General features: G+C 71.3%; 15 protein-coding genes. 10 read left to right on the top strand and 5 right to left on the bottom strand.

From position 1 onward, the window contains the following. Positions 1 to 71: 71 nt before the first annotated feature. The 3 genes from BX286_RS00595 to BX286_RS00585 form a co-directional block, all read right to left on the bottom strand. Positions 72 to 939 (bottom strand): IS5 family transposase gene (locus BX286_RS00595; RefSeq protein ID WP_187344052.1). Its coding sequence is split into 2 segments (ribosomal slippage): positions 72 to 120 and positions 119 to 939, totalling 870 coding nucleotides; the frame shifts between segments, so codons are not numbered across the junction. Between the two features lie 117 nt (positions 940 to 1,056). Further along, entirely contained in the window at positions 1,057 to 2,601 is a 1,545-nt protein-coding gene (locus BX286_RS00590; protein WP_121014297.1) for an IS1182 family transposase, read from the bottom strand. Between the two features lie 234 nt (positions 2,602 to 2,835). Continuing rightward, positions 2,836 to 3,543, bottom strand: coding sequence for a hypothetical protein (locus BX286_RS00585; protein WP_100862005.1), 708 nt, complete (start codon positions 3,541 to 3,543; stop codon positions 2,836 to 2,838). A 680-nt stretch (positions 3,544 to 4,223) separates the two neighbouring features. Here BX286_RS00585 and BX286_RS00580 point away from each other — a divergent pair. The 3 genes from BX286_RS00580 (at position 4,224) to BX286_RS36260 (ending at position 5,670) form a co-directional block, all read left to right on the top strand. Next, on the top strand, positions 4,224 to 4,664 hold the full coding sequence (locus tag BX286_RS00580; protein WP_261993283.1) for a hypothetical protein: 441 nt from the start codon (positions 4,224 to 4,226) through the stop codon (positions 4,662 to 4,664). 311 nt (positions 4,665 to 4,975) lie between these two features. Then, on the top strand, positions 4,976 to 5,416 hold the full coding sequence (locus BX286_RS00575; protein WP_121014295.1) for an SRPBCC family protein: 441 nt from the start codon (positions 4,976 to 4,978) through the stop codon (positions 5,414 to 5,416). A 95-nt stretch (positions 5,417 to 5,511) separates the two neighbouring features. Continuing rightward, a complete protein-coding gene (locus BX286_RS36260) occupies positions 5,512 to 5,670 on the top strand; it encodes a hypothetical protein (protein WP_187344051.1) in 159 nt (52 codons plus the stop codon). Positions 5,671 to 5,933: 263 nt separating this feature from the next. Here BX286_RS36260 and BX286_RS00570 read toward each other — a convergent pair whose 3' ends face one another. Continuing rightward, positions 5,934 to 6,434 (bottom strand): VOC family protein, encoded by a 501-nt coding sequence (locus tag BX286_RS00570; protein ID WP_100862002.1) that lies wholly within the window; start codon positions 6,432 to 6,434, stop codon positions 5,934 to 5,936. A gap of 284 nt (positions 6,435 to 6,718) precedes the next feature. Here BX286_RS00570 and BX286_RS00565 point away from each other — a divergent pair, with 284 nt between their 5' ends. The 3 genes from BX286_RS00565 (at position 6,719) to BX286_RS00550 (ending at position 11,334) form a co-directional block, all read left to right on the top strand. Beyond that, complete coding sequence (locus BX286_RS00565) at positions 6,719 to 7,378, top strand: ATP-grasp domain-containing protein (protein WP_121014294.1); 660 nt, start codon at positions 6,719 to 6,721, stop codon at positions 7,376 to 7,378. 82 nt (positions 7,379 to 7,460) lie between these two features. After that, positions 7,461 to 8,321: an alpha/beta fold hydrolase gene (locus tag BX286_RS00560; RefSeq protein ID WP_121014293.1), complete on the top strand. Its 861-nt coding sequence runs from the start codon at positions 7,461 to 7,463 to the stop codon at positions 8,319 to 8,321. A 1,507-nt stretch (positions 8,322 to 9,828) separates the two neighbouring features. Then, positions 9,829 to 11,334, top strand: a complete 1,506-nt coding sequence (locus tag BX286_RS00550) for a hypothetical protein (protein WP_121014291.1) — start codon at positions 9,829 to 9,831, stop codon at positions 11,332 to 11,334. A gap of 763 nt (positions 11,335 to 12,097) precedes the next feature. Here the strand turns inward: BX286_RS00550 and sbnA are convergent. Then, positions 12,098 to 13,063: a 2,3-diaminopropionate biosynthesis protein SbnA gene (sbnA, locus tag BX286_RS00535; protein ID WP_079431428.1), complete on the bottom strand. Its 966-nt coding sequence runs from the start codon at positions 13,061 to 13,063 to the stop codon at positions 12,098 to 12,100. A gap of 339 nt (positions 13,064 to 13,402) precedes the next feature. On the opposite strand from sbnA, the gene BX286_RS00530 reads away from it, so the two are divergent. From BX286_RS00530 to sbnB, 4 genes are read left to right on the top strand one after another with little or no spacing between them, the layout of a single operon-like run. Continuing rightward, the gene (locus tag BX286_RS00530) at positions 13,403 to 15,997 is read left to right on the top strand and encodes a Pls/PosA family non-ribosomal peptide synthetase (RefSeq protein WP_187344050.1); all 2,595 of its coding nucleotides are present in this window, start codon (positions 13,403 to 13,405) and stop codon (positions 15,995 to 15,997) included. A 38-nt stretch (positions 15,998 to 16,035) separates the two neighbouring features. Beyond that, positions 16,036 to 18,612, top strand: coding sequence for an amino acid adenylation domain-containing protein (locus BX286_RS00525; RefSeq protein ID WP_121014289.1), 2,577 nt, complete (start codon positions 16,036 to 16,038; stop codon positions 18,610 to 18,612). A 41-nt stretch (positions 18,613 to 18,653) separates the two neighbouring features. After that, on the top strand, positions 18,654 to 19,694 hold the full coding sequence (locus BX286_RS00520) for a TauD/TfdA family dioxygenase (RefSeq protein WP_100861995.1): 1,041 nt from the start codon (positions 18,654 to 18,656) through the stop codon (positions 19,692 to 19,694). Continuing rightward, on the top strand, positions 19,691 to 20,716 hold the full coding sequence (sbnB, locus tag BX286_RS00515) for a 2,3-diaminopropionate biosynthesis protein SbnB (protein ID WP_100861994.1): 1,026 nt from the start codon (positions 19,691 to 19,693) through the stop codon (positions 20,714 to 20,716). Before BX286_RS00520 ends, sbnB begins: the two co-directional genes overlap by 4 nt. Positions 20,717 to 21,557: the final 841 nt, after the last annotated feature.

Here is a 21,557-nt window from a genome sequence, read left to right as displayed (position 1 = left end):
GGACCACATCCCCTCAACCCGCTGACCTGATCGCGGCCAGAATGACATGCGGGACCGACACGCCCGGCAGGTCACAGCCATTCGTTGATCGCGGCGACGAGGACGGTGGCTTCGAAGCGGACCGCGCTTGTCGAACCGGGTGGCCACCGCCCGGTTCCTCTTCAGCCGGTTGATGCCGCACTCGACCGCGTGCCGGGCCTTGTAGTCCTCACGGTCGAAGGCCGGAGGCCGCCCGCCGACTGTTCCCCGGCGCTTACGGTGACCGGCCTGATCGGCAGGTTCCGGAATGGTGCAGCGGATCCCGCGCCGCCGTAGATAGGCACGGTTCGCGCGCGATGAGTAGGCCTTGTCGGCCCGCACCCGCAACGGGCGGACCCGGGGCCGGCCCAGGCCGAGACGAGGGACCCGGATAGCTTCCAGCACCGCCGTGAACTGCGGGCAATCTCCCCGCTGACCGGCTGTGACCAGCACCGATAACGGCCGCTGGCCTTGCTCACAGGCGAGGTGGATCTTCGTGGTCCAGCCCCCGCGGGACCGGCCCAGGCCATGATCGTCCGGTTCGGCCTGGTGGCCGCCCGGCGGCTCCTTCTGGGCTTGACCGTCCCGACGGGCGCCGGACGCGTGTTGATGGGCCCGGCAGATCGTGGAGTCGGCGTTCACGTCCCAGGTGATCAGCCCGACGGCATCCGCCCGGGCCTGCAACGCGGTCAGCACCGACGACCAGACGCCATTGCGCTGCCAGCGACGGAACAGCCCATAGACCGTCTGCCACGGACCGTATTCCGCCGGCAGATCACGCCACGGGGCACCGGTCCGCACCCGCCAGCGGATCCCATCGATCAACCGCCGCCGGCGCACCGACGGCCTGCCCAGCCCCGCGACCGGCAACAACGGCCCCAGCACCGCCCACTGATCGTCTGAAAGATCCCCTCGCCCCACACCGAGATCATCACGGCACGAGGCGAGACACGGACCCCAGTTCTAAAACACGGCCTAGAAGACTGATGAAGATCTTGTTGAGGGGCCGTCCGGCCGTAGGCCGGGCGGCCCCTCTGGTTATGTGATGGCCGGTGCGAGGTGCCAGGTGCCGCCTGTGTGAGTGAGTCCGAGGTTGATCAGGCGGCGGAGGTTGAGGGCGGCTGCTCGGGTGTGGAGCCAGGCGTTGTTGCTGATGGTGCCCCGGTAGCGGAGTCGGCGGTTGCCGTGGTGGACGAGCCAGGCGACGGCACGTTCGACTGGTGGCCGCCAGCGGCGGTAGTCGGCCTGCCAGGCGGGGTCGGTGGCGGCCTGGCGGCGGGCCGCGGCTTGGAGATTATGGTGGGGGCGGATGGTCAGGACGCGTCCGGCTTTGGCCTTGGTGCACTGCTCACGCAGCGGGCATCGGGTGCACACGTTCCCGAAGACGGCCCTGCGCTGGTGGTGGCGGCCGCCGGGCTCGGACAGGCCGACGGTGTGGCCTTGGGGGCAGGTCACGGTGGCGGCCGAGGTGTCGATGGCGAAGTCGTCGAGGGTGAAGCCGTCTGGGACGGCCGGCCGCAGCGGGGCGGGTTTGAGGAACAGCCGGTGTCCGGCCTCTTCGAGGGCCTGGCGGGCGTCGCCGGTGGAGTAGGCGGTGTCACCGAAGGCGTCCACCGGGGTGTCCTCCTCGGCCAGCAGTTCAAGGCCGACGGCTGCCTCGTGGTGCTCTGGCCCGGCCCCGGGCCGCAGGGCGACGGCGGTGTATAACCCGGTCTCCGGCTCGACGGCGAGGTGGGCCTTGTATCCGTCCTGCTGATGGGAGCGGGTCTTGTGGATGTGCCGGGACTCGGGGTCGACGGTGGAGATCATCCGGTCCGGGGCGGTCCCTTGGGTGATGCGCCAGCGGCCGTCACGGCCGTCGGAGTCCTCGGCCGGTTCCACGTCCTGCCCGGCGACCAGCGCGAGGATGCCGACCGCGTTCGCTGCCTTCTCGCCCAGTTCCTGCTCGGGCAGATGCCCGAGCAGTCTGACCGCGTCGCCGACGAGCGCGTCGACCAGGTTGGCTCGTGCCTGGGCATCGTTCCAGGTGATGCGGGGTTTGCCCGGGTCGGTGTAGTCGTGGGCGGTGCACTGCGCGGCGGCAGCCTCGGCGCCGCCGGGGACTTCCCGGATCACCACCCGGATGGCGCCGATGATCTGGGTGACGGTGTCCTGGGTGGCGACCGCGTCGTCCAGCACGGTGGAGTCCAGTGCCCGCCGGTGCTTGCCCCTGAGGACACCGGTGGCCTTCACGACCTCCCGCACGGCCTCGAAGGCCCGGTTCGGGCTGGTGGAGCGGGCCAGCCGGCGCCGGAAGTACGCCAGAAGCGACGGGTCGAACGCGGTGTCATGCAGTCCCAGCCCGCACGCGGCCTTCCACCGCAGGTCACACCGCAGTTCCTGGACCGTCTCGAAGTCCGACATGCCGTGCAGGGCCTGCAATGTGATCGCCGCGGCCAGAATCTGCGGCGGCATGGACGGCCGCCCGTTCGCCGACGGATACATGTCCGCGAACATCGCCGCGGGGAACAACCGGCCACGGTGCTCGGCCAGGAACGCGAACACACTCCCAGCCGGAATCAACTCCCGGCACGTCGCCCACACATCAGGTCCGACCGTCTCCCCGACCCACTCCCCTTGAACCACAACACGAGTCTGGCCCCACCGCTGACGCGGCGGGGCCAGAACCCAACATCTTCATCAGTCTTCTAGGGCTCGGTGATCTCGGCCGACCGCGCACTTGGTTCGCGGGGAGGCGGCTGCGGCGGTGCAGAGGGCGGACGCGAGCCGTCCCCGGCGCCCGAGGGACGCCGGGGACGGCTCGGTGCGGGACCGCACTCAGGCGATGGGGGCCTTGTGGACGTTGAGCAGGGCGACCAGGGCGGTGCCGAGGTCGGTCACGACCATGTTCGCCTTGGCCTTGGCGTCGGCCGTGGTGGCGCCCTTCTCGGCGACCATCAGCAGGCCGTCGACGGAGCCCTTGAGCTTGTCGATCGCGGCGGAAGCCTGCTCGACACGGGCGGACTCGGGGGCGGCCGCCGGAAGCACGGTGGGCGACTTCGCGGGCGTGGCGGCCGGGGGCTGGGCGATCGGCGCAGCGGGCTTCGCGGGCTCGGCAGCGGGGGGCTTCGCCACCGGGTCGGCCGGCTTCGCGACCGGGGGCTTCGCCACCGGGTCGGCCGGCGGGTTGGCGGGCTTCGCCGGGGCGTTGACGACGGGCTTCGCCGGAGTCTGTGCGGCGGGGACGGACTTCTTCAGGTCTGCGAACGCAGGTTCGATCTTCGCCTTGACCGCAGCCAGTTCAGCCGCTGACACCTTCCCGTCCGGCGACTTCAGCACCGCCGAGAGCAGATCCGTGACGGGCTCCAGCACCCCGGCGGCAGCGCCGAGCGACTGGACTTGTGCGAGCAACGCGTCACTGCCGGGGACGGCTTCTCCTGTGACGCTGAGGGGCGGCTGCTCGGGGCCGCGGGCGACTGCCGCGATACCCGGTGACGCGGTCAGCAGGGTCGCGCAGAGGGCGGCGGGAACGGAATAGCGGGTCATGCGGTGCAACGGCTTGCTCCTGTTCGGTGATGACGGTGTGGTGTGGCCGGAGTCGGCCCGGGGCGGGGTGGATGCCCTTTACCACTCACCGCCATCCCGTCACGCACCGCAACCGGAGCTGCCCTCCCGTTCCGACGACACGCCCGTCAACGGCCTGGTAGATCGCACTGACCAGCTGTGATGCCTTCACCCCAGCGCGCTAACCCGCCCCAGCTACCGTGACACGGAGTGACCGTCGATTCCGGGGTGACCCCCAGGACCTCGTCGCCACCGTCGCGCTCGCTCCGGCCGCTGGAAGCCCGCGACCGTGCGGGGCGGCGTCCTCACGGGCCGGGGATCGGCCCCATCACCGACGAGGGCGGCGCCATCGGCTCCCGGGGCCGCTGTCACGCCTGGTCCGTCGCCTTCGGACCGCGCGGCTTCCACACCACGCAGGCCGAAGCCGTCGCCCGCGTCGTCGCTGCCTGGCCGAACACCGGCCCCTGCGGATACGAGCCGTCCGTCCTCCTCGCGCTGGTCCTGCCGCGCCGCCGACGTGACAAGGCGGGCCGGCCATGCACTGCCAGGGCGTGGCGGCCGCGGATTGCGGGGTCCGGTGGGCTGTGTCAGCGTGGTTAGCCGGAAGCTCGGGGTTGTCAGGGGCGGGGACGACCCGAGGAATCCCGTACGAGGGGAAACCCATGAGGCACATTCCGAGTACTGCCCTGAGCGCGGCGGCAGCGCTGGCCCTTTCCGTCGGCGGAGCTTCTCCCGCCTTCGCGGCCGATCCGAGCCCCAACTCCAGTGCAGCGGCTGCGCAGTTGTGCACCGACCTGAACAAGCTCCGTTCCGACGCGACGGCACTGTTCGGACTGAATCCGGCGTCGGCGACAAAGGACCAGGTCAAGAGCGCGTACGACGACGTCAGGGACGGCTGGGATGCGGTCGCGAAGTCCACGGCGGAATGGAATGCGGCGCAGAGGGAGGCCGTGAAGTCCGCGGCGGACGGGCTGAAGAAGACCTGGGACGGCCTGCCGGACGACACCGCCGGCGCCGAGGCCGCCACCAAGCTGAAGCCGCAGGCCCAGATGCTGGACAGCGCGGTGAAGTCCGCGCGGACCGGTCTGAAGTGCCCGGGCTGACGACCGCACTCGGACCCATGACGGTGATCTTTGCAGGGTGTGACTGACGCTGCGGGGATCTTCCGGATGCGGCGGGCGGCCGGATCGCAGGCCCGCCGGTTGAGGGCCGCCTCCCGAGCCAGGGAGGCGGCCCTCACGCACGTTGCCCGGCCCGATGCTGTGGGCCCGGCCCGCCCCCTTGGACCCGAAGGCCCCTGCCGGGCCCTCAGGGGGCGCGGTGTCGAGGGGTTCGGTCATCTTCACCCTGTACGGCGGTGGGCTGCGGGGGACGTGCCGCACGGTGGACGGCACCGATTCCCTACGATTGCTGCGTGCCCACCTTTTCCTTCGAACGCAATCCCCCGCTCGCCCCCGCGGAGGCGTGGCGCAGGCTGACGGAATGGCCCCGCCACGCCGACGTGGTCACGCTGACCAGGATCGAGGTGCTCACCGCGCTGCCGACCCGCGAGGGCACGCGTTTCGTGGCCCGGTCGGGCGTCGGACCGGTGACCGTCGACGACGTCATGGAGGTGACGGTCTGGCGCCCGCCGGCGGGCGACGAGCCCGGCCTGTGCCGGCTGGAGAAGCGCGGCCGGGTCGTCCTGGGCTGGGCGGAGATCGAGGTCCGGCCAGGGCCGGGGGGCCGCAGCCGGGTGGTGTGGCGGGAGGAACTGCGCATCCGCTGCCTGCCGCGCCTCTTCGGCGGCGTCCTGAAGCGGACGGCCCGCCTCGTGTTCGGCCGCGCGGCCACCCAGCTGCTCAGGAAGGCCTGAACGACGACGGCTCTCAGGCGACCGAGCCGATGCGCCGCGTTTCCCGGGTCGCCGTGTCGTGTGGATCGGGGTGTGCGCCCGTCATCCAGGCCCCGATGCCGCCGCTCGACAACCCCGAACTCGCCCTGGCCCACAGCCGCCGTGCCGTGCGGTGCCAGCACACCGAGCGCGGCCAGGGTGCGCGGCGGGTGCCCGTGGTCGAAGGCCAGTCGGCACCCCTCGGTGTGGACGCTCGCGGCCCGGCTCCGCCGTGAGTTCGCCGATCTGGTGCAGGCCCCCGCACACAGGCGTGCGGGAGCGTCGTCACATCGGCCGCCAGCGGGCGCCCATGCCGGCCGGGGGCACCACAGGGACGGGAAACGGCGGTTCATCCACTCGTGCGTCGGGGTTCGGCGCCGCCCCGGCTGGCCGTGGGCCGGCAGGCCGTCGCCGCCGACTGGACCACCACCCCTGGCCGCCGTCGGCATCAGCTGACACACACCGGAAGGGGATCGACTCGCCGTTCCCGGGGTGAGCCTCAGGTGGCGGAGCCGGCGGCGGCGCCGGTGACAAGGTCGGCGCCCCAGCGGGCGATGGCGGCCTCCAGGTCCAGAGGGCCCGTCTTCGGTGCCTCGCCGGGTGCCGCCCAACCCTCGCGCGGCACCCGCCACATCACCTCGAACTCGTTGCCGTCCGGGTCCTTGGCGTAGAAGGACATGGAGCGGTGGTGGTCGGTGGCGCCGACCAGCGCCCCGCGCTGGCCGAGTGTCCGGCCGATCTCGGCCAGCTCGCCCAGTGTGCCGACCTCCCAGGCCAGGTGGTACAGGCCGACCCGGCCCGCCTGCGGGCCGGGTGCGTCGGCGCCGATCGCGAACAGGCCGAGGTCGTGGTCGTTGAGCGTTTCCCGGGCGCTGAGGAAGGCGGCCCGCCCGGGGAATTCGGTGTCGACCTTGAAGCCCAGCACGTCGGTGTAGAACGCGGCCGAGGCTGCGACGTCGCGGACGTAGAGCACCGCGTGGTTGAGGCGGCGTACCGGCATCGGGCTTCTCCCTTGCGAAGTTCAAATTTGAATCGAATTGCTTCGACGATACCGAGTGATTCGAATTCGAACAACCCGGTGCGGATGTGGCCACGCGCGAGACGCACCGCGAACGCGGTGGGATCGGGAGGTGACGACAGCGCCGCGAAGCCGCAGCCGGCCGCTGCCGGAGCCCGTAAGGTCGGCGGAATGGAAGCCCGTACCCCGCCCGCACTCTTCCTGCCCGCCCCCGTACCTCCACCGCCGAACTCCTCGCCCGCGCCGCCGCATGGCGCGGCTACGACGTGGTCGGCCGCGCGGCGCACGCCGAGGGGCGCCGGGTGCACTGGTACGGCGGCCCCCGTGCGGCCGCCCGCGGGGCCGGTCCGCTGGGCCTCGGGCTGCTGGAGCCGGCCGACGAGTGGCTGACGCGCGTACCGCGCCCTCTCCTGCGGCGCTCCGTGCGGCTCACCACCCTGGCCGAGGCCCGGATGCTGCGGGAGCGGCTCTTCGTGAAACCGCCCTCGGCCAAGCTCGATCTGCTGCCCGCCGCCGTCCACGCGGACGGGACCGGCGGCGGGCCGCTGCCCGGCGGGCTTGACGGGGCCACGCCGGTGCCGGTCAGCGGGGTGGTGGAGTTCGAGGCCGAGTACCGGCTGTTCGTCATCGACGGCGAAGCCGTCGCCGGCAGCCGCTGCGCCGTCCACGGACGCCTCGACCCGGTGCCGCTGGACACGGAGAGCCGTGCCTTCGGCCGTACCGTCCTCGAGGCCACGGCCGCCGGCCTGCCCAGCGCGGGCTGTCTGGACATCGGCCGGCTCGCCGACGGCGGCTGGGCGGTGGTCGAGGCCAACAAGGCCTGGTTCGCCCACTGTTACGCCGCCGAACCGGACCGCGTCCTCGACGTGCTGCTCCGCGCCGCCGGCCCCTCACCGAGGTCGCCGAGCGGGACCGGCCGCACCTGAGGGGCCCCCGGTCCGCCCCGGACCGGGCCCGCGCCTGACCGACCGCCGCGGACTGTCAGTGCCGGATCCTACGATCGGCACCATGCGCGAATACTTCACGACAGGCGGGCGGAGGCTGTCGTACCTGGACTTCGGCGGTCAGGGGAAGCCGCTCCTCGCCCTGCACGGGCACTACAACGAGGCATCGGCGTTCGCCCCGCTCGCGGAGGCGCTGGCGCCTCGGTGGCGGGTGATCGCCCTCGATCAGCGCGGACATGGGGAGTCCGACCGCGCCGACAGCTATGGGCGGGGGGACTACGTGGCCGACCTCCTCGCCCTCCACCGGCACCTGGGATGCGGCCCGGTGCCGGTGCTGGGGCATTCACTGGGCGGGGTCAACGCCTACCAGTTCGCCGCGCACCACCCCGACCGGGTCGAACGGCTGATCGTGGAGGACATCGGCGCGGTCGTCGACTGCGACTGGTCGTTCACCACGCGCCTTCCCGCACACGCGCCGTCCAGGCAGGCGCTGGCCGAGGCACTGGGCTCGGCCGCACCCTACCTGGAATGCGCGTTCCGCCGGCGGGAAAGGGACTGGGGTTTCTCCTTCGGCATCGAGGACACCATCGCGTCCCAGAAGGCGCTGTGCGGTGATCACCGGGCCGACTGGACCGCCGTGCCCTGCCCCACCCTGCTGGTGCGCGGCACGGAGAGCGACGAGCTGACGGCCGGTCACGCCCGGACCATGGTCGCCCTCCGGGAAGGCCGCGCGCGCCTGGTGGAGCTGGCCGCCGGTCACGTCGTGCACCACGACGCCCCGGAGCAGTTCGCCGCCGCCGTCACGGCCTTCCTGGCGGAAGGAGTACCTCCCGTCATAGGCGTGTACGCCGTGGGCGTCGGTGCTCCACGGGGACGGGCTGGCCATGCCCTGGCGGCGCAGCACGGCGGTTCTTCTCTTGCTTGAGCAGGACCTCCTTGAGCAGGCCCTCGACGTCGTCGTCCAGACGCAGGACGGGGCCGCCGCCCTTCGAGCGGCCCTTGTTCTCTCCGGCGATCTTGTTCCAGGGTCGCGCGCACGACGTCCACGGTCGTCGCCACCTGAGCGGCGGCGCTGCGGCCGCGTTCGGCGAGGGCCTCGGGCGCCGGCCCCAACGCGTCCGGCGGCCGGCCCCGGCGCCCGCGGTGATGGTGAAGGCCAGAGGCCGTGCTCCGCCGTGGTCCGGCAATGGCGACCGCGGCGGGGGAGCCGCGGAAAGGGGAGCAGATGAGGTACTTCCACGCGATGGCTTCCGGCCTCTCACGACTCTGGGCAGCGGCACGGCCCAGGCAGTGCAGGGCTGGCAGGAGACCACGGCGCAGGGCACGGCTCAGGCCCGTTCCGCCGGGGCGGAGGACCACTGCCTGGTGGAAGGGGTCGACCTCAACGCCTTCCTGTCGATCAGGGAACGGATCATCGGCCCATCGGCCCATCGGCCCATCGGCCCATCGGCCCATCGGCCCGGCGGCCCGCCGGCCCGCCGGCCCGCCGCGTCGCCGTGGCGAAGAAGCCGTGGGTCCGCAGCTTCCCCAGCTGGGGCACGGCCGCCGACGCCGCCACCGCCGTCTACCCGGCGGGATACACGCCGTCCGTGCCGAAGCCGCTGGACGACTTCGTCCTGAAGTTCCTCGGCGTGCGGATCGTCCAGGACATCGGTACACCGCAGGAGCGGAGCTTCTCCTTCGGGCCAGAGGTCCTGCGCCTCGTACGGATCGAGGAAGGGCTGCCCTTCTCCTACTTCGCGTCCCCGGCGCTGCCCGGCCTCAGGCCTGGTACGCACACGACCACGGTGTTCTTCCGGACGAGCTCCGAGCACTGCGACGGGCTGGGAACCGTCCGGGAGGACAACTGCCTCCCCGCGGGCGACAACCAGTACACGGGCAACACCCCCCTTCGAGGCCGTCAGGAAGCGGGACGCCGCCGGTTGACCCGGTGGCATGGCATCCGTCCGGGAGTAGCTCGACATGCCCTCGCCCCGTCGTGCCGCCGCTTTCCCGCTCCAGGCACCGAGTCAGAGCCTGGATGCCCTTGTGAAAGGCTTTCGCGCCCCGCCCGGATGTGGGCCGCGCCCGTCCTTGCGGGCGTCTGGCGGGCTTCGTACGGCCCGCGCCACCGGCGCTGCGCTCGGCCACTCTGGCTTTGTCGGTCAGTAGCGAGAACGTTTGTTGCCCAAAGCGAGAACACCTTGTGGGCGCGGAAGATGATGTAGCCGAGTTCCAGCAACGCCCGGTTGCTTGACTTGCCCCGGATGTCGTGCGTTCCCCGGCGGCGGTGGATGCGGAGCCTGGCGGTGTGCCGCGTACGGTCAGCGTGCGCATGAAGAGCAAAGCCCGCGGCACGTGGTCCAAATCCCTGCGGACGGAGACGCCGGTAAGCGCCCACGAGGTAGCCGTCCTGCGGCCCGGTTCAGGAGGCGAGGTGGCAGGATGACGCGGTGTCCGACTCTCTGCACGAACTGTGGCTGCGCGGCATCGCCCTCAATCCGGCGGCGCCCTCCGACGTCCTGACACGCCTGCTCGATCCAGCGGCTGGTGAGGTCGGCCTGCTGATGTGCGCGGGTCGTGACCTGCCCGACGCCGTCATCGACGCGGCCCTGAACCACCCGGACAGAAGGATCCGCCGGGCGCTCGCGCAGAACCGGCACATCGACCCCGCACGACTCGTCCCCTTGGCGACGGACCCGTCGGGGATCGTCCGCGGGTGGCTCGCCGGCGGCGTGCCTGCCCATCTCCGCCCGCGATGGGTCCGACCACTGCCGGACGACATCCTCGTCACCCTCCTGACCGCCCGGGACGGGGGCGAAGACGGCACGCTCACCGCGAACGAGATCGTCGGGGAGCTCGTTTCCTCCCGGCAGATCCCTTTGGCCTTCCACCGCTCCATGGCCGGGCACGAGCACCCCGGGCTCCGTGAACGCGCCACCCGGGAGTGGCAGTCGCTCACCGACGCGCAGCGGGAGGCCCTGCTCGACGACCCCGACCCCGCGGTACGGAAGGCGGCGCAGGAGCACAGCTGGGTGCTGGATCCGGAACGGGTGGAGGCCAGGCTGCCGTCCTACGGCTCCCGCGGCAGGCCGTTCGTGTTCGGCACGTGTGCACTGTCCCCCACGGTCGTCGAGCAGTGCTTCGCGGACGGCACGGTGCACCCCCTGACCTGGAATCCCCAAACCCCGGCCGATGCCGTTACCCGGCTCGCCCGCCACCCCGAGGCGCAGATCCGTGAGTTGGTCGCCGCCCGGCCCGACCTCGGACCGGACCTGGTGGCGGAGCTGAGGGAGGACCCGGACGAGGACGTGCGGATGCGCGCACGCCTCCGCCCCTTCCCCCGCACCTGGGCCGAGTACTGGGCGATCGACAGGGTCATCGGGCATGGCCCGGACTGCACCTGCCCGATCACGGAGCCGACCGGCGAACCGTCGCCCGACTGGTTCGCCGCCTGCGCGGCGTCCGAGGAACCGGTGCTCCGCCGGGTCGCGGCGCGCTTCCCCGGCCTGCCTGCGGAACTCGCCGCGACACTGGCACAGGACGACGACGAGGAGGTACGGATCCTGCTGGCCTGCCACCACCCGCTGGCTCCGCCCCAACTCCTCCTGGACGTCTTCGTCACCCGCCCGGCCCACCGACCGCACCTGCTGACTCTGCCCGCGTTCCCCCGCACCGGCTGGGCCCACCTCATCGGCCACCCGGATACCGACGTACGGGCCCTTGCCGCAGCCGATCCCACCCTGGCCGAGGCCCCGGTGGAAGACCCCGACGAGTCGGTGTGCCGGGCAGCCGCTGCCAACCCGAGCTTGACACCGGAAGCCCTGGATGCCCTCCTCGCTGACTCGCGCACCGCCGAGGGTGCCGCGGCAAACCCCTCGCTCCCCATGCCCCGCATGCACGCACTGCTCGACCGCTGCCTGAACGACTCCGCCACCTCACCGCAGGGCGGACACTGAGAGACGACGCCCTCCCAGCGATCACAGGTCTGGCAAGCTCCGTCGGCCATCGGCCATCGGCCGACGCCGACGCTCCGGACAGGTGTGTCCAAGTCTCGTCAACATTCCGGGCATCAGTGACAAGCGGCTGCTCCTGCAACTCACCTACAAACGTTTTCCGTTCTCACCTACGCAGCCAGCCACTCATCACCAGGCCGGCCAGCGGCAGACGCCCGTGATGTGGAGGTCGTGTCCGTTCTCGCTGTTGTCTTGACTGCCTGCGAAAGTGCCTGAGCAGCCCCGGAGGCGGCTTCGGCGGTGATGGACTCGATCGGGGTGGAGGCGGTGCTCGGCCGGTTCGAGGGACGTACCGGTCGGGGGTGGCGAGCCAGGCGTGGTGCTAGCTTCCGTGGTGATGGTCAGGCCGCGAACCGTTTGGTCGTCGCGGACCACGTCGCGGTAGATCCTCGGGTCCGTGCGCTGCCCGCGCATCAGCATGAACGCCGCCTGCCGACCTCGTCGCCCTCAGCCTGGCCGGCCGGCTCCCCCCGGCACCACTGCAGCCATGGGCCTGTGAATGTCCCCCCCCCGACCTGGAACCCCTGGATCTCGGCAGGGCTCGGCACCCCCACAACTCCACCGACCCGGGGCATCGCTGGTTCCGTGAGCACCTGGCGGCCGCTGTCCTCACCCCGGCCGGACCGGTCGCGACGGGCGCCCGAGCGGCGCACCGACCGAGCCCGGCCCACCCGTCCACCGGCCGGTACGCGTGGCGCCCGGGCCGTCAGGCGGCGGTCTTGGACCGGAGTACGTCGTCGCCGTAGAGGTCTTGCACCCAGTCGGCCCGGTAGACGGTTTCGAGGTAGCGCTCCCCGAGGTCGGGGGCGATGGCGACCGCGGTCACCGGCCGGTCCCGCTGGGCCAGCCACTGGGCGGCGCCATTGACCACGGTCCCGGTGGAGCCGCCGAAGACGAAGCCGTGGCGGGCCAGTTGGTGGCAGGTACGGATCGTGTCGGCTTCGTCGACATGGACCACGTCGTCGACGTAGGAGCAGTCGAGGAGCGGGGGGCGGATGCTGGTGCCGAGGCCGGGGATCATGCGGCGGTTGGGCGGCCGTCCGAAGGTGGCGGAGCCCTCCGCGTCGATCGCGACGATGCGTACCGGGCGGTGCCAGGTGCGGAAGTAGCGGGCGCACCCCATGAGGGTCCCGGTGGTGCCGGCCCCGATGAAGAGCACGTCGAGGTCAGGGAAAGCTCGGGCGATGGCCGGTGCGGTGGTGCGGTAGTGGGCGGCTTGGTTGTTGGGGTTGGTGTACTGGTTGAGCCAGACGTAGCGGTCGTCGGACGCGCACAGGGCGCGGACGTGGTCGATCCGGGCGCCGAGCAGGCCGCCGGTGGGGGAGGGTTCGGTGATGACGTGGACCTCGCTGCCGAGGGCTTCCAGGAGCAGCCGGGTCGCCAGGTTGCAACGGGAGTCCGTCACGCACACGAACCGGTAGCCCTTGCTGGCTGCGATCATGCTCAGTGCCACGCCGAGGTTGCCGGAGGAGGATTCGACCAGGACGGAGTCCTGGGAGAGCAGGCCGTCGCGTTCGGCAGCCTCGACCATCGCGATCGCGGCTTTGAGCTTGATCGACCCGGCGAAATTGAACCCTTCGCACTTCAGGAACAGCCGGTGCCCGGTGATCGCCTCGAGGTCGATGTAGAGATCGTCCTGGTTGAATGCCTGGGGGGTCGAGATGACCGGCATGGTCGCCTCCTTGTGTGCACTCGCATCGGCGTCCGGGTGCCGAGGCCCGGTGTGGCGGCGGTTCGGGGAGCAATCCGTCGGCTGCGGCGCCTTCGGGGCCACTACCAGTACGCGGGCTGACCGCGGCCCTGTCACGTCACCTGATCTCGGGACTTGACACCGGTCGCCATCACGGCTCGGCGCCGCCGCTCTAGCCCCGGGGACACCTCATGTCAAGCCACGACATCGAGCGGCATGACGGGCGTCCGGAGGCCCGGCCTACTGGAAGGGCGGCATCGCGCCTCCGCCCTTGAAGGCCTCCGCCTTGCTGCGCCCCCCGAACGTCGTCGAGGAGCAGACATGCCACAGATACCCACTGATGCCCGGGCGGCCGCCCGGCCGGTCCCCGCAGTACTTCCCGAGCGCAGGCCCGCACCCGGGCCCGAAGGCGCGTCCGGTGGCCCGGCGGCCGAGACCGCCAGGCTCCTCGCACAGGTGCTGGCCGATGTCGTGGGCATCGAGCGGGTGTCGGGCGACAGCGACTTCTTCGAGGATCTGGGCGCCGATTCGATGGTGATGGCACGGTTCTGCGCCCGGGTTCGGAAGCGGGCGGACCTGCTGCCCGTGTCGATGAAGGACGTCTACCGCCATCCCACCGTCAACAGCCTCGCCTCCGCGCTCGTCGGCGCCGCGCCCGCCGCCGCCGGCGGTCCCGCGCCCGCGCCCGCGCCCGCGGCCACGAGGCCGGCGAGGGCGGGAACGGGGCAGTACCTGCTGTGCGGAACGCTCCAGCTCCTGCTGTTCCTCGCGTACTCCTACCTCGCCGCGCTGGCCACGGTCCGGGGCTTCGAGTGGGTCGCCGCCGGCCAGGGCGTGCTCGACGTCTACCTGCGGTCCGTGCTGGTGGGCAGCGTGGGCTTCGCCGGCCTGTGCATGGTGCCGATCGCGGCGAAATGGACCCTCATCGGTCGTTTCACGCCCCGGGACTTCCCCGTCTGGAGCCTCACCTACGTACGGTGGTGGCTGGTCAAGACCTTGATCCGCACGAGCCCTGTGCGCCTGTTCACCGGCTCGCCGCTGTACGCGGCGTATCTCAGGGCGCTGGGCGCGAGGATCGGGCGCGATGTCGCCATCTTCTCCACGCACATTCCTGTCTGCACCGATCTGCTCACGATCGGTGACGGTGCGGTGATCCGCAATGACGTGCTCTTCTCCTGCTACCGGGCGCACGCCGGCCTCATCCAGACCGGACCGGTCACCCTCGGTGACAGCGCCTTCGTCGGCGAACAAGCCGTCCTCGACATCAACACCTCCATGGGCGCCTGGGCCCAGCTCGGGCACGCCTCCAGCCTGCACGCAGGTCAGAGCGTTCCCTCAGGAGAGAGCTGGCACGGGTCACCGGCCGAGCCCGGCGGTACAGACTTCCGCACGGTCGGTACGGTCCGTACGCTCGGTGGCGCCGACCGCTCCGGCACCAGGAAGGTCTGCTACACCGTCGGGCAGCTGCTGGCTCTCCTGATGGTGTACCTGCCGCTGGCCACCGGCGGCGTCGTCGCGCTGCTGGACCCGCTGCCGCAGCTGGACGCACCGTCTCGCGTCGGGACGTCGGCCTTCACCAGCGGGACGTTCTACCTGACCGCGCTGGCCGCCTCCCTGGTGCTGTTCTTCGGCGCCGCGTTGGTCGCGCTCTTCATCCAGGGCGTCGTACCGCGTCTGCTCAACCTGGCGGTCGAGCCGGACACGGTCCATCCGCTCTACGGCGTCCAGTACGGCCTGCACCGGGCCATCAGGGTCTTGACCAACAGGAAGTTCTTCATGGCGCTGTTCGGAGACAGCTCCGCGATCGTCCACTACCTGCGCTACCTCGGCTACGACCTGTCCCGTGTCACACAGACCGGGTCGAACTTCGGGACCAGCGTGAAGCACGACAGCCCTTTCCAGAGTTCGGTGGGCAGCGGGACGATGGTCGCCGACGGGCTGTCGCTGATCAACGCCGAATACTCCAACACGTCGTTCAGGCTGTCCCGGGTCTCGGTCGGGGCCCACAGCTTCCTCGGCAACCGCATCGCCTATCCCGCGCAGGCCAGGACCGGTGACAACTGTCTGCTGGCGACGAAGGTGATGGTGCCGGTCGACGGAGAGGTCCGGGAAGACGTGGGCCTGCTGGGCTCGCCTCCCTTCGTCATTCCACGCACGGTGCTGCGGGACACCAGGTTCCAGGACCTGGAGAGCGGCGACGAGTTGCGCCGGCGCCTGGCCGCCAAGAACCGGCACAACGCCGTCACGGCGGGTCTGTACCTGACGGCGCGGTGGGCCCACTTCTTCGTCGTCGCCCTGGTCGCCCTGGGCGCCAACGCCCTCTACCCCTCGCTGGGCGCGTCGGCGTTCGCGCTGGCCGGCGTCGCCACACTGCTGATCAGCGTCGTCCACTTCGCGTTGGTCGAACGGGCCGCGGCCGGGTTCAGGCCCCAGGAACCGTTGTACTGCTCGATCTACGAGCCGTCGTTCTGGCGGCACGAGCGCTTCTGGAAGGCCGCGTCGGTCGACTACACGCAGCTCTTCAACGGAACCCCGTTCAAGAACGTCGTCTGGCGGCTGCTGGGCGCGAGGATCGGAAAGCGGGTCTTCGACGACGGCTGCTTCTTCCCGGAGCGGACCCTCGTCACCGTCGGGGACGACTGCACGCTGAACGCGGGCACGGTCGTCCAGTGCCACTCACAGGAGGACGGCGCCTTCAAGTCCGACCGCACCGCGATCGGTGACGGCTGCACCCTCGGTGTCGGCGCGTTCGTCCACTACGGCGTGACGCTCGCCGACGGCGTCGAGCTCGCCTGCGACTCCTTCCTCATGAAGGGCGAGCAGGTCCCGCAAGGAGCCCGCTGGGCAGGGAACCCGGCCCGGCAGCAGCCCGAGGACACCCCGCCATCCGCGACGCCCCCGGCACACGGCGTCTGACACCCGATCACACCAGCACCAGGACAGGAGAGACCGTCATGGCAGTCGAGGCATCCACCGGCAGAGAGTTCTGGCACGACGTCCTAGCCGCGGGCAGCGGCACCGGCAGTGGCCGCACGTCCCTTCCACGCTGGACCCGCAGGCCGGTCGCGGGCGTGGCCGAGTACGAGGCCCGCCTCCCCGAAGGCCTGGCGGTGGCACTGCGCCGCCTGGCGGACGACCTGGCCGTTCCGCTGGACCACGTGCTGCTCACCGCGCACGCGAAGGTGCTGGCCGCACTCAGCGGCGAACAGGAGGTGACCACGGGGTACGTCACATCCGCCGACGGCCGGCCGCTGCCGTGCAGGCTGACGGCAGGGCCCGGCTCGTGGCGGACGCTGCTGCTGCACGGTCACCACGCCGTCGAGCGGCTACTGGCCGAGCAGGACTTCCCCGTCGACGACCTCCGGCGCGAACTCGACCTGACCGGCGCACCCTTCGAGACCGTCCTCGATCCCACCGGCATCGACGGCGGCCGCCTCGCCGTCGACGGAGAGCAGACCGGGGACGGCGCCACACCGGCCGCGGACACGGTGCTGTGGCTGGGCGTCGACGGCCACCACGACACCGGACGGCCGACGCTCCGGCTGCGCTACCGGACCGACGTCCTCGACGCGGGCTGTGCCGCCCGGATCGCCGGATACCACCTCACCGTGCTCACCCTGATGGCCGCCGACCCGGATGCCGACCACACGGGTCGGAGCATACTGTCGGCCGAAGAGCTCCGCTTCCAGCTCCGTGGCCTGGCCGGGCCGCGCCGAGCACTGCCGCCGCGCCGGGCGCACGAGCTGTTCGAGCAGCGCGTACGGCAGCACCCGAATGCCGTCGCAGCCCAGCACGGCGACCGGAAGCTGACCTACCAGGAGCTCAACGTCCGCGCCAACCAGCTGGCCCATGCCCTGCGCGCCCAGGGACTGCGGCGTGAAGGCGTCGTCGCGGTCGCCATGGAGAGGACGCTGGACTGGCCGGCCGCCGTCCTGGCCGTCCTCAAGGCCGGCGGTGCGTACCTGCCCGTCGAGCCGCACCTGCCGGCCGAACGGATCAAGGCGATGCTGGCCCGTGCCGGATGCGGGCTGGTGCTGACGCAGCAGGCCCCCCAGGGCGCCCCCACCACCCTCCAGCAGGCCCTGGTGGCCGTCCGGCCCGAGGTCCGCACGCTGATCGTCGACACCGCCTACGACCAGGGGTATCCCGGGACCGATCCCGGTGTGGCGGTCGAGCCGGACCAACTGGCCTACATCTACTTCACGTCCGGCTCGACGGGCGAGCCCAAGGGCGCGATGTGCGAGCACCAGGGCATGCTCAACCACCTCTACGCCAAGATCGACGACCTTGAGATCGGCCAAGGGCAGGTGGTCGCCCAGACCGCGCCCCAGTGCTTCGACATCTCGCTGTGGCAGCTGCTCGCGCCGCTCCTGGCCGGGGGGCGGACCCTGCTGATCGAGCAGGAGGCGATCCTCGACGTCTCACGCTTCCTCGACACCGTCGTCCGCGGCCGGGTGGGTGTGCTGCAAGTCGTCCCGTCCTACCTGGACGTCGTCGTGTCCCATCTCGAACAGCACCCCCGGACGCTGCCGGACCTGCGGTACGTGTCGGTCACGGGTGAGGAGCTGAAGAGGGAACTCGCCCAGCGCTGGTTCACCGCCCAGCCCCACATCAAGCTCGTCAACGCCTACGGCCTGACCGAGACCAGCGACGACACCAACCATGAGGTCATGGACCGCACGCCGGACGGCGACCGGGTCCCGCTCGGCCGCCCCGTCAACAACGTGCACCTCTACGTCGTCGACGAGCGCCTCGACCCGGTGCCCCTCGGCGCGCCCGGCCTGATCGCCTTCTCCGGGGTCTGCGTCGGCCGCGGCTACGTCAACGACCCCGAGCGCACCCGGCCGACCTACCTCGTGGACCCCCACCGCGGGGGCGAGCGCCTGTACCTCAGCGGCGACGTCGGCCGCTGGCGACCGGACGGCAAGCTGGAATTCCTCGGCCGCCACGACAACCAGGTCAAGCTCCGCGGATTCCGCATCGAGACCGGAGAGATCGAGAACATCCTGCTGCGAGCGCCCGGGGTGCGCGCCAGCGCCGTGGTCGTCACCGAACGGCCCGACCGCAGCGCCCACCTGGTGGCGTTCTACACCGCCCCGCACCCGATCGATACGGGCGTCCTGCTGGACCACCTGGGAACGTCCCTGCCCGGGTACATGGTCCCCTCGGCCGTCCACTGGCAGGAAAGCCTCCCTCTCACGGCCAACAGCAAGATCGACCGGACTGCCCTGTCGGCCCTGGCCGCACGACTGCACGCGGCCGAGCACTACGTCCAGGCTCCGGAAACGCCCTGCGAACGCCGTCTCGCGACCGCCTGGGCGAGCGTGCTCGGCATCGCCCGACACCGGATCGGCCGCCGCGACAACTTCTTCGACCTGGGCGGGACCTCCCTGTCGGCGGTCAGACTCGCCGTCGCCCTGGACCGCGCGGTGTCCCCGGCGGACGTCGCCCGCCACCCCGTCCTGGCCGAACTGGCCCGGTTCCTCGACGCCGTACCCGACCGGAGCCCCGCCCAGCCGGCCTCCCCCTGATCGCGGGCCTCCTCCGCGACAGCACCGAAAGGACGAAGTCCATGTCATTCACCCGCTCCGTCAACCGCTCCGTGCCCGTCGCCGCGTCCCTGCCCCCGGTGGAGCTGCACCCGGACAGGCCCCCGGTCCTGCACGTCCCCGCCCCGGCCGACCCCACGGCCTGGGCGGCCGAACACCGCCGCGCACTGCTGGGCCTCGCCGCCGAACACGGCGCCGTACTCGTCCGCGGGCTCGGCCTGCGCGACACCGGGCAGGCCGCTGCGGTCTTCGCCCGGCTGGCCCCCGCCCTGATGACCGACACCGAAGCCTTCGCCCCCCGTCAGGTCCTCGCCCCCGGGGTGTACTCCTCCACGGCGTGGCCCGCCAACCAGCCCATGTGCATGCACCACGAACTCAGTTATGTCCACAGACCTCCCGGCCTGCTCCTGCTGGGCTGCCTGACGGCACCCACCACAGGCGGAGCCACCGCCCTCGCGGATGCGGCGGCCGTCCTGGACGCACTGCCGGCGGAGCTCGTACGGCGCTTCGAACGGGAAGGCTGGCTGCTCACCCGCAGCTACAACGACGACATCGGCGCCAGCTGGACCGAGGCGTTCGGCACCGACGACCGGGCCGCCGTCGAGAACTACTGCCGCGCCAACGCCATCGAGTTCGACTGGCAGGACGACGGCGGTCTGCGCACCCGCCAGCACCGTGCCGCAGTGGTGCGCCACCCGGCCACCGGCCGGCGCTGCTGGTTCAACCAGATCGCGTTCTTCAACGAGTGGACGCTGGAGTGCGACGTACGGGAGTACCTCCTCGACGTCTACGGCCCCGGAGCCCTGCCGTTCAACACCGCCTTCCCAAACGGCGACCCGATCGGCGAGGACGTGGTCCAGCTGATCAACACGGCCTACGCCGAGCACACCGTCCGTGAGCCCTGGCAGTCCGGCGACCTGATGCTCATCGACAACATCCGCACCGCCCACAGCCGGGAAGCGTTCGAGCCACCGCGCGACGTCCTGGTCGCCATGGCCGAACCCCTGCCCCCGGCCCCGTTCCCGGCCACCCCCACCGCGTCCCCCGACAGGAGCACCCGATGACCACGCCCGCGTTCGCCGTGATCCCCGGAGCCCAGGTCCAGCACATCCTCCAGGGACAGGAACGCCTGATCATGGACCTGATCGAGACCACCTACCACCTGCACTCCGTCGGGGAGTCGGTGAACCCGCCGTCGTACTTCCTGCGCTTCCCGGACCGCCCGACCGCCCGCATCATCGCGTTGCCCGCGTCGATCGGCGGACGGGCACGGGTGGACGGCCTCAAGTGGATCTCCAGCTTCCCCGACAACGTGCAGGCCGGCCTCCCCAGGGCCTCGGCCGTGCTGATCCTGAACGACCACGACACCGGTTACCCGTTCGCCTGCCTGGAGAGCTCCATCATCAGCGCCACCCGCACGGCCGCGATGGCCGCGTCGGCGGCCCACACGCTCAGCCGGGCCCGCGGGACGCGTCCGACCCGCGTCGGATTCCTCGGAACAGGACTCATCGCCCGCTACATCCACACGTTCCTGACCGCGACGGGCTGGTCCTTCGAGGAGATCGGGGTGCACGACATCAGCGCCGACAGCGCGGCCGGCTTCCACAGCTACCTGCGAGCCGCCGACACGGCCACCGAGCTCACCGTGCACGACAGCCCCGAGCAGCTGATCCGCTCCAGCGACCTGCTCGTCCTCGCCACCGTCGCCGACCGGCCACACGTCACCGACCCGGCATGGTTCGACCACAACCCCCTGGTCCTGCACGTGTCACTGCGCGACCTCGCCCCCGAAATCCTGCTCGCCTCGACCAACGTCGTCGACGACGTCGAGCACTGCCTCAAGGCCGACACCTCGCCCCACCTTGCCGAACAGCTCACCGGGAACCGTGACTTCCTCACGGGCACGCTGCACGACGTGACGACCGGCCGCGCGACACTGCCCCGAGGCCGGCCGGTGGTGTTCTCCCCCTTCGGCCTGGGCGTGCTCGACCTGGTCGTCGGCAGACACGTCTACGACGAGGCCGCCCGTACCGGGCAACTGCACGTCATCGACGACTTCTTCCACGAACTGCGCCGATACGGCTGAGCACCTCGTGCCGAGGCACTCGGCCTCGCCGAAGCCCGGACCGCGACCGGGCGCCGGCCGTTCCAGATTTTCTGGAACGGCCTTCGATGCCCGCACCGTTGCGGGCGGGGCCCGCCCGGACCCGGGGCCGTACACAGGATCCGGCCCCCGGTCTCACGAGGCGGCCCAGTCCTGTCCGAGGTGCGATCTCTCGGGTTCGGGACGGTGGTGTGGCAGACAGGGGGGATCTGAGGTGTTGGTGCTGGTCAGGGCCTCTTTGGTGTCTGGTGTCACCGTCTCTGATGTGAGAGACCGGTGGGGGATTTTCTCAGTTTCGTGAGTTCTGACCTATCGGCTGGCCAGGGCCGGTTGTGTGGGGCGGGTGGACGAGGAGGTACAGCCTTCGGTCGCCGAGGGTTCGGGTGGAGCGTTGCCCGGGCGTGCTCTGGGCGCGGTGTCAGCGGGCCGCCTCGCCTTCGGGGTAGTGCCGGAGTCCGCCGAGATTCGCGCGCACGCGAACCGGTGGGCCCTCGGCGGGTGGGCGCGGCCCGCAGGGTGCCGCCCGCCTTGCCGAGCCGGGTCTGCTGCTCGGTGTTGAGCGGCGGAGTCGCGGTGTCGGGTGGCGAGCCGGCGGCCGATGCCGGCCGCACCGGACCGACGTTCACGATCCGGCCTCCCCCGGGCGACCGGAACGTGGTGCACCACTTCGGCAAATCTTCACACCTGCCACCGGAGGGGCGCCCCTTCCCGCGCCGCACCGCGGTATGACCGTAATGCCCCAGGTGTTTGATGGCCGTGTGCCCCTTTATGTCGGGTGAGCGCCGTGGGCCTCGCATATTCGTTACTCGATCTTGTGAAGGCG

It is taken from the genome of Streptomyces sp. 3211.6, assembly GCF_003634815.1.
Lineage (GTDB): Bacteria > Actinomycetota > Actinomycetes > Streptomycetales > Streptomycetaceae > Streptomyces > Streptomyces katrae_A.
Note: the sequence above shows the minus strand (reverse complement) of the source record. Positions and strands in the feature narration are given on the sequence as shown.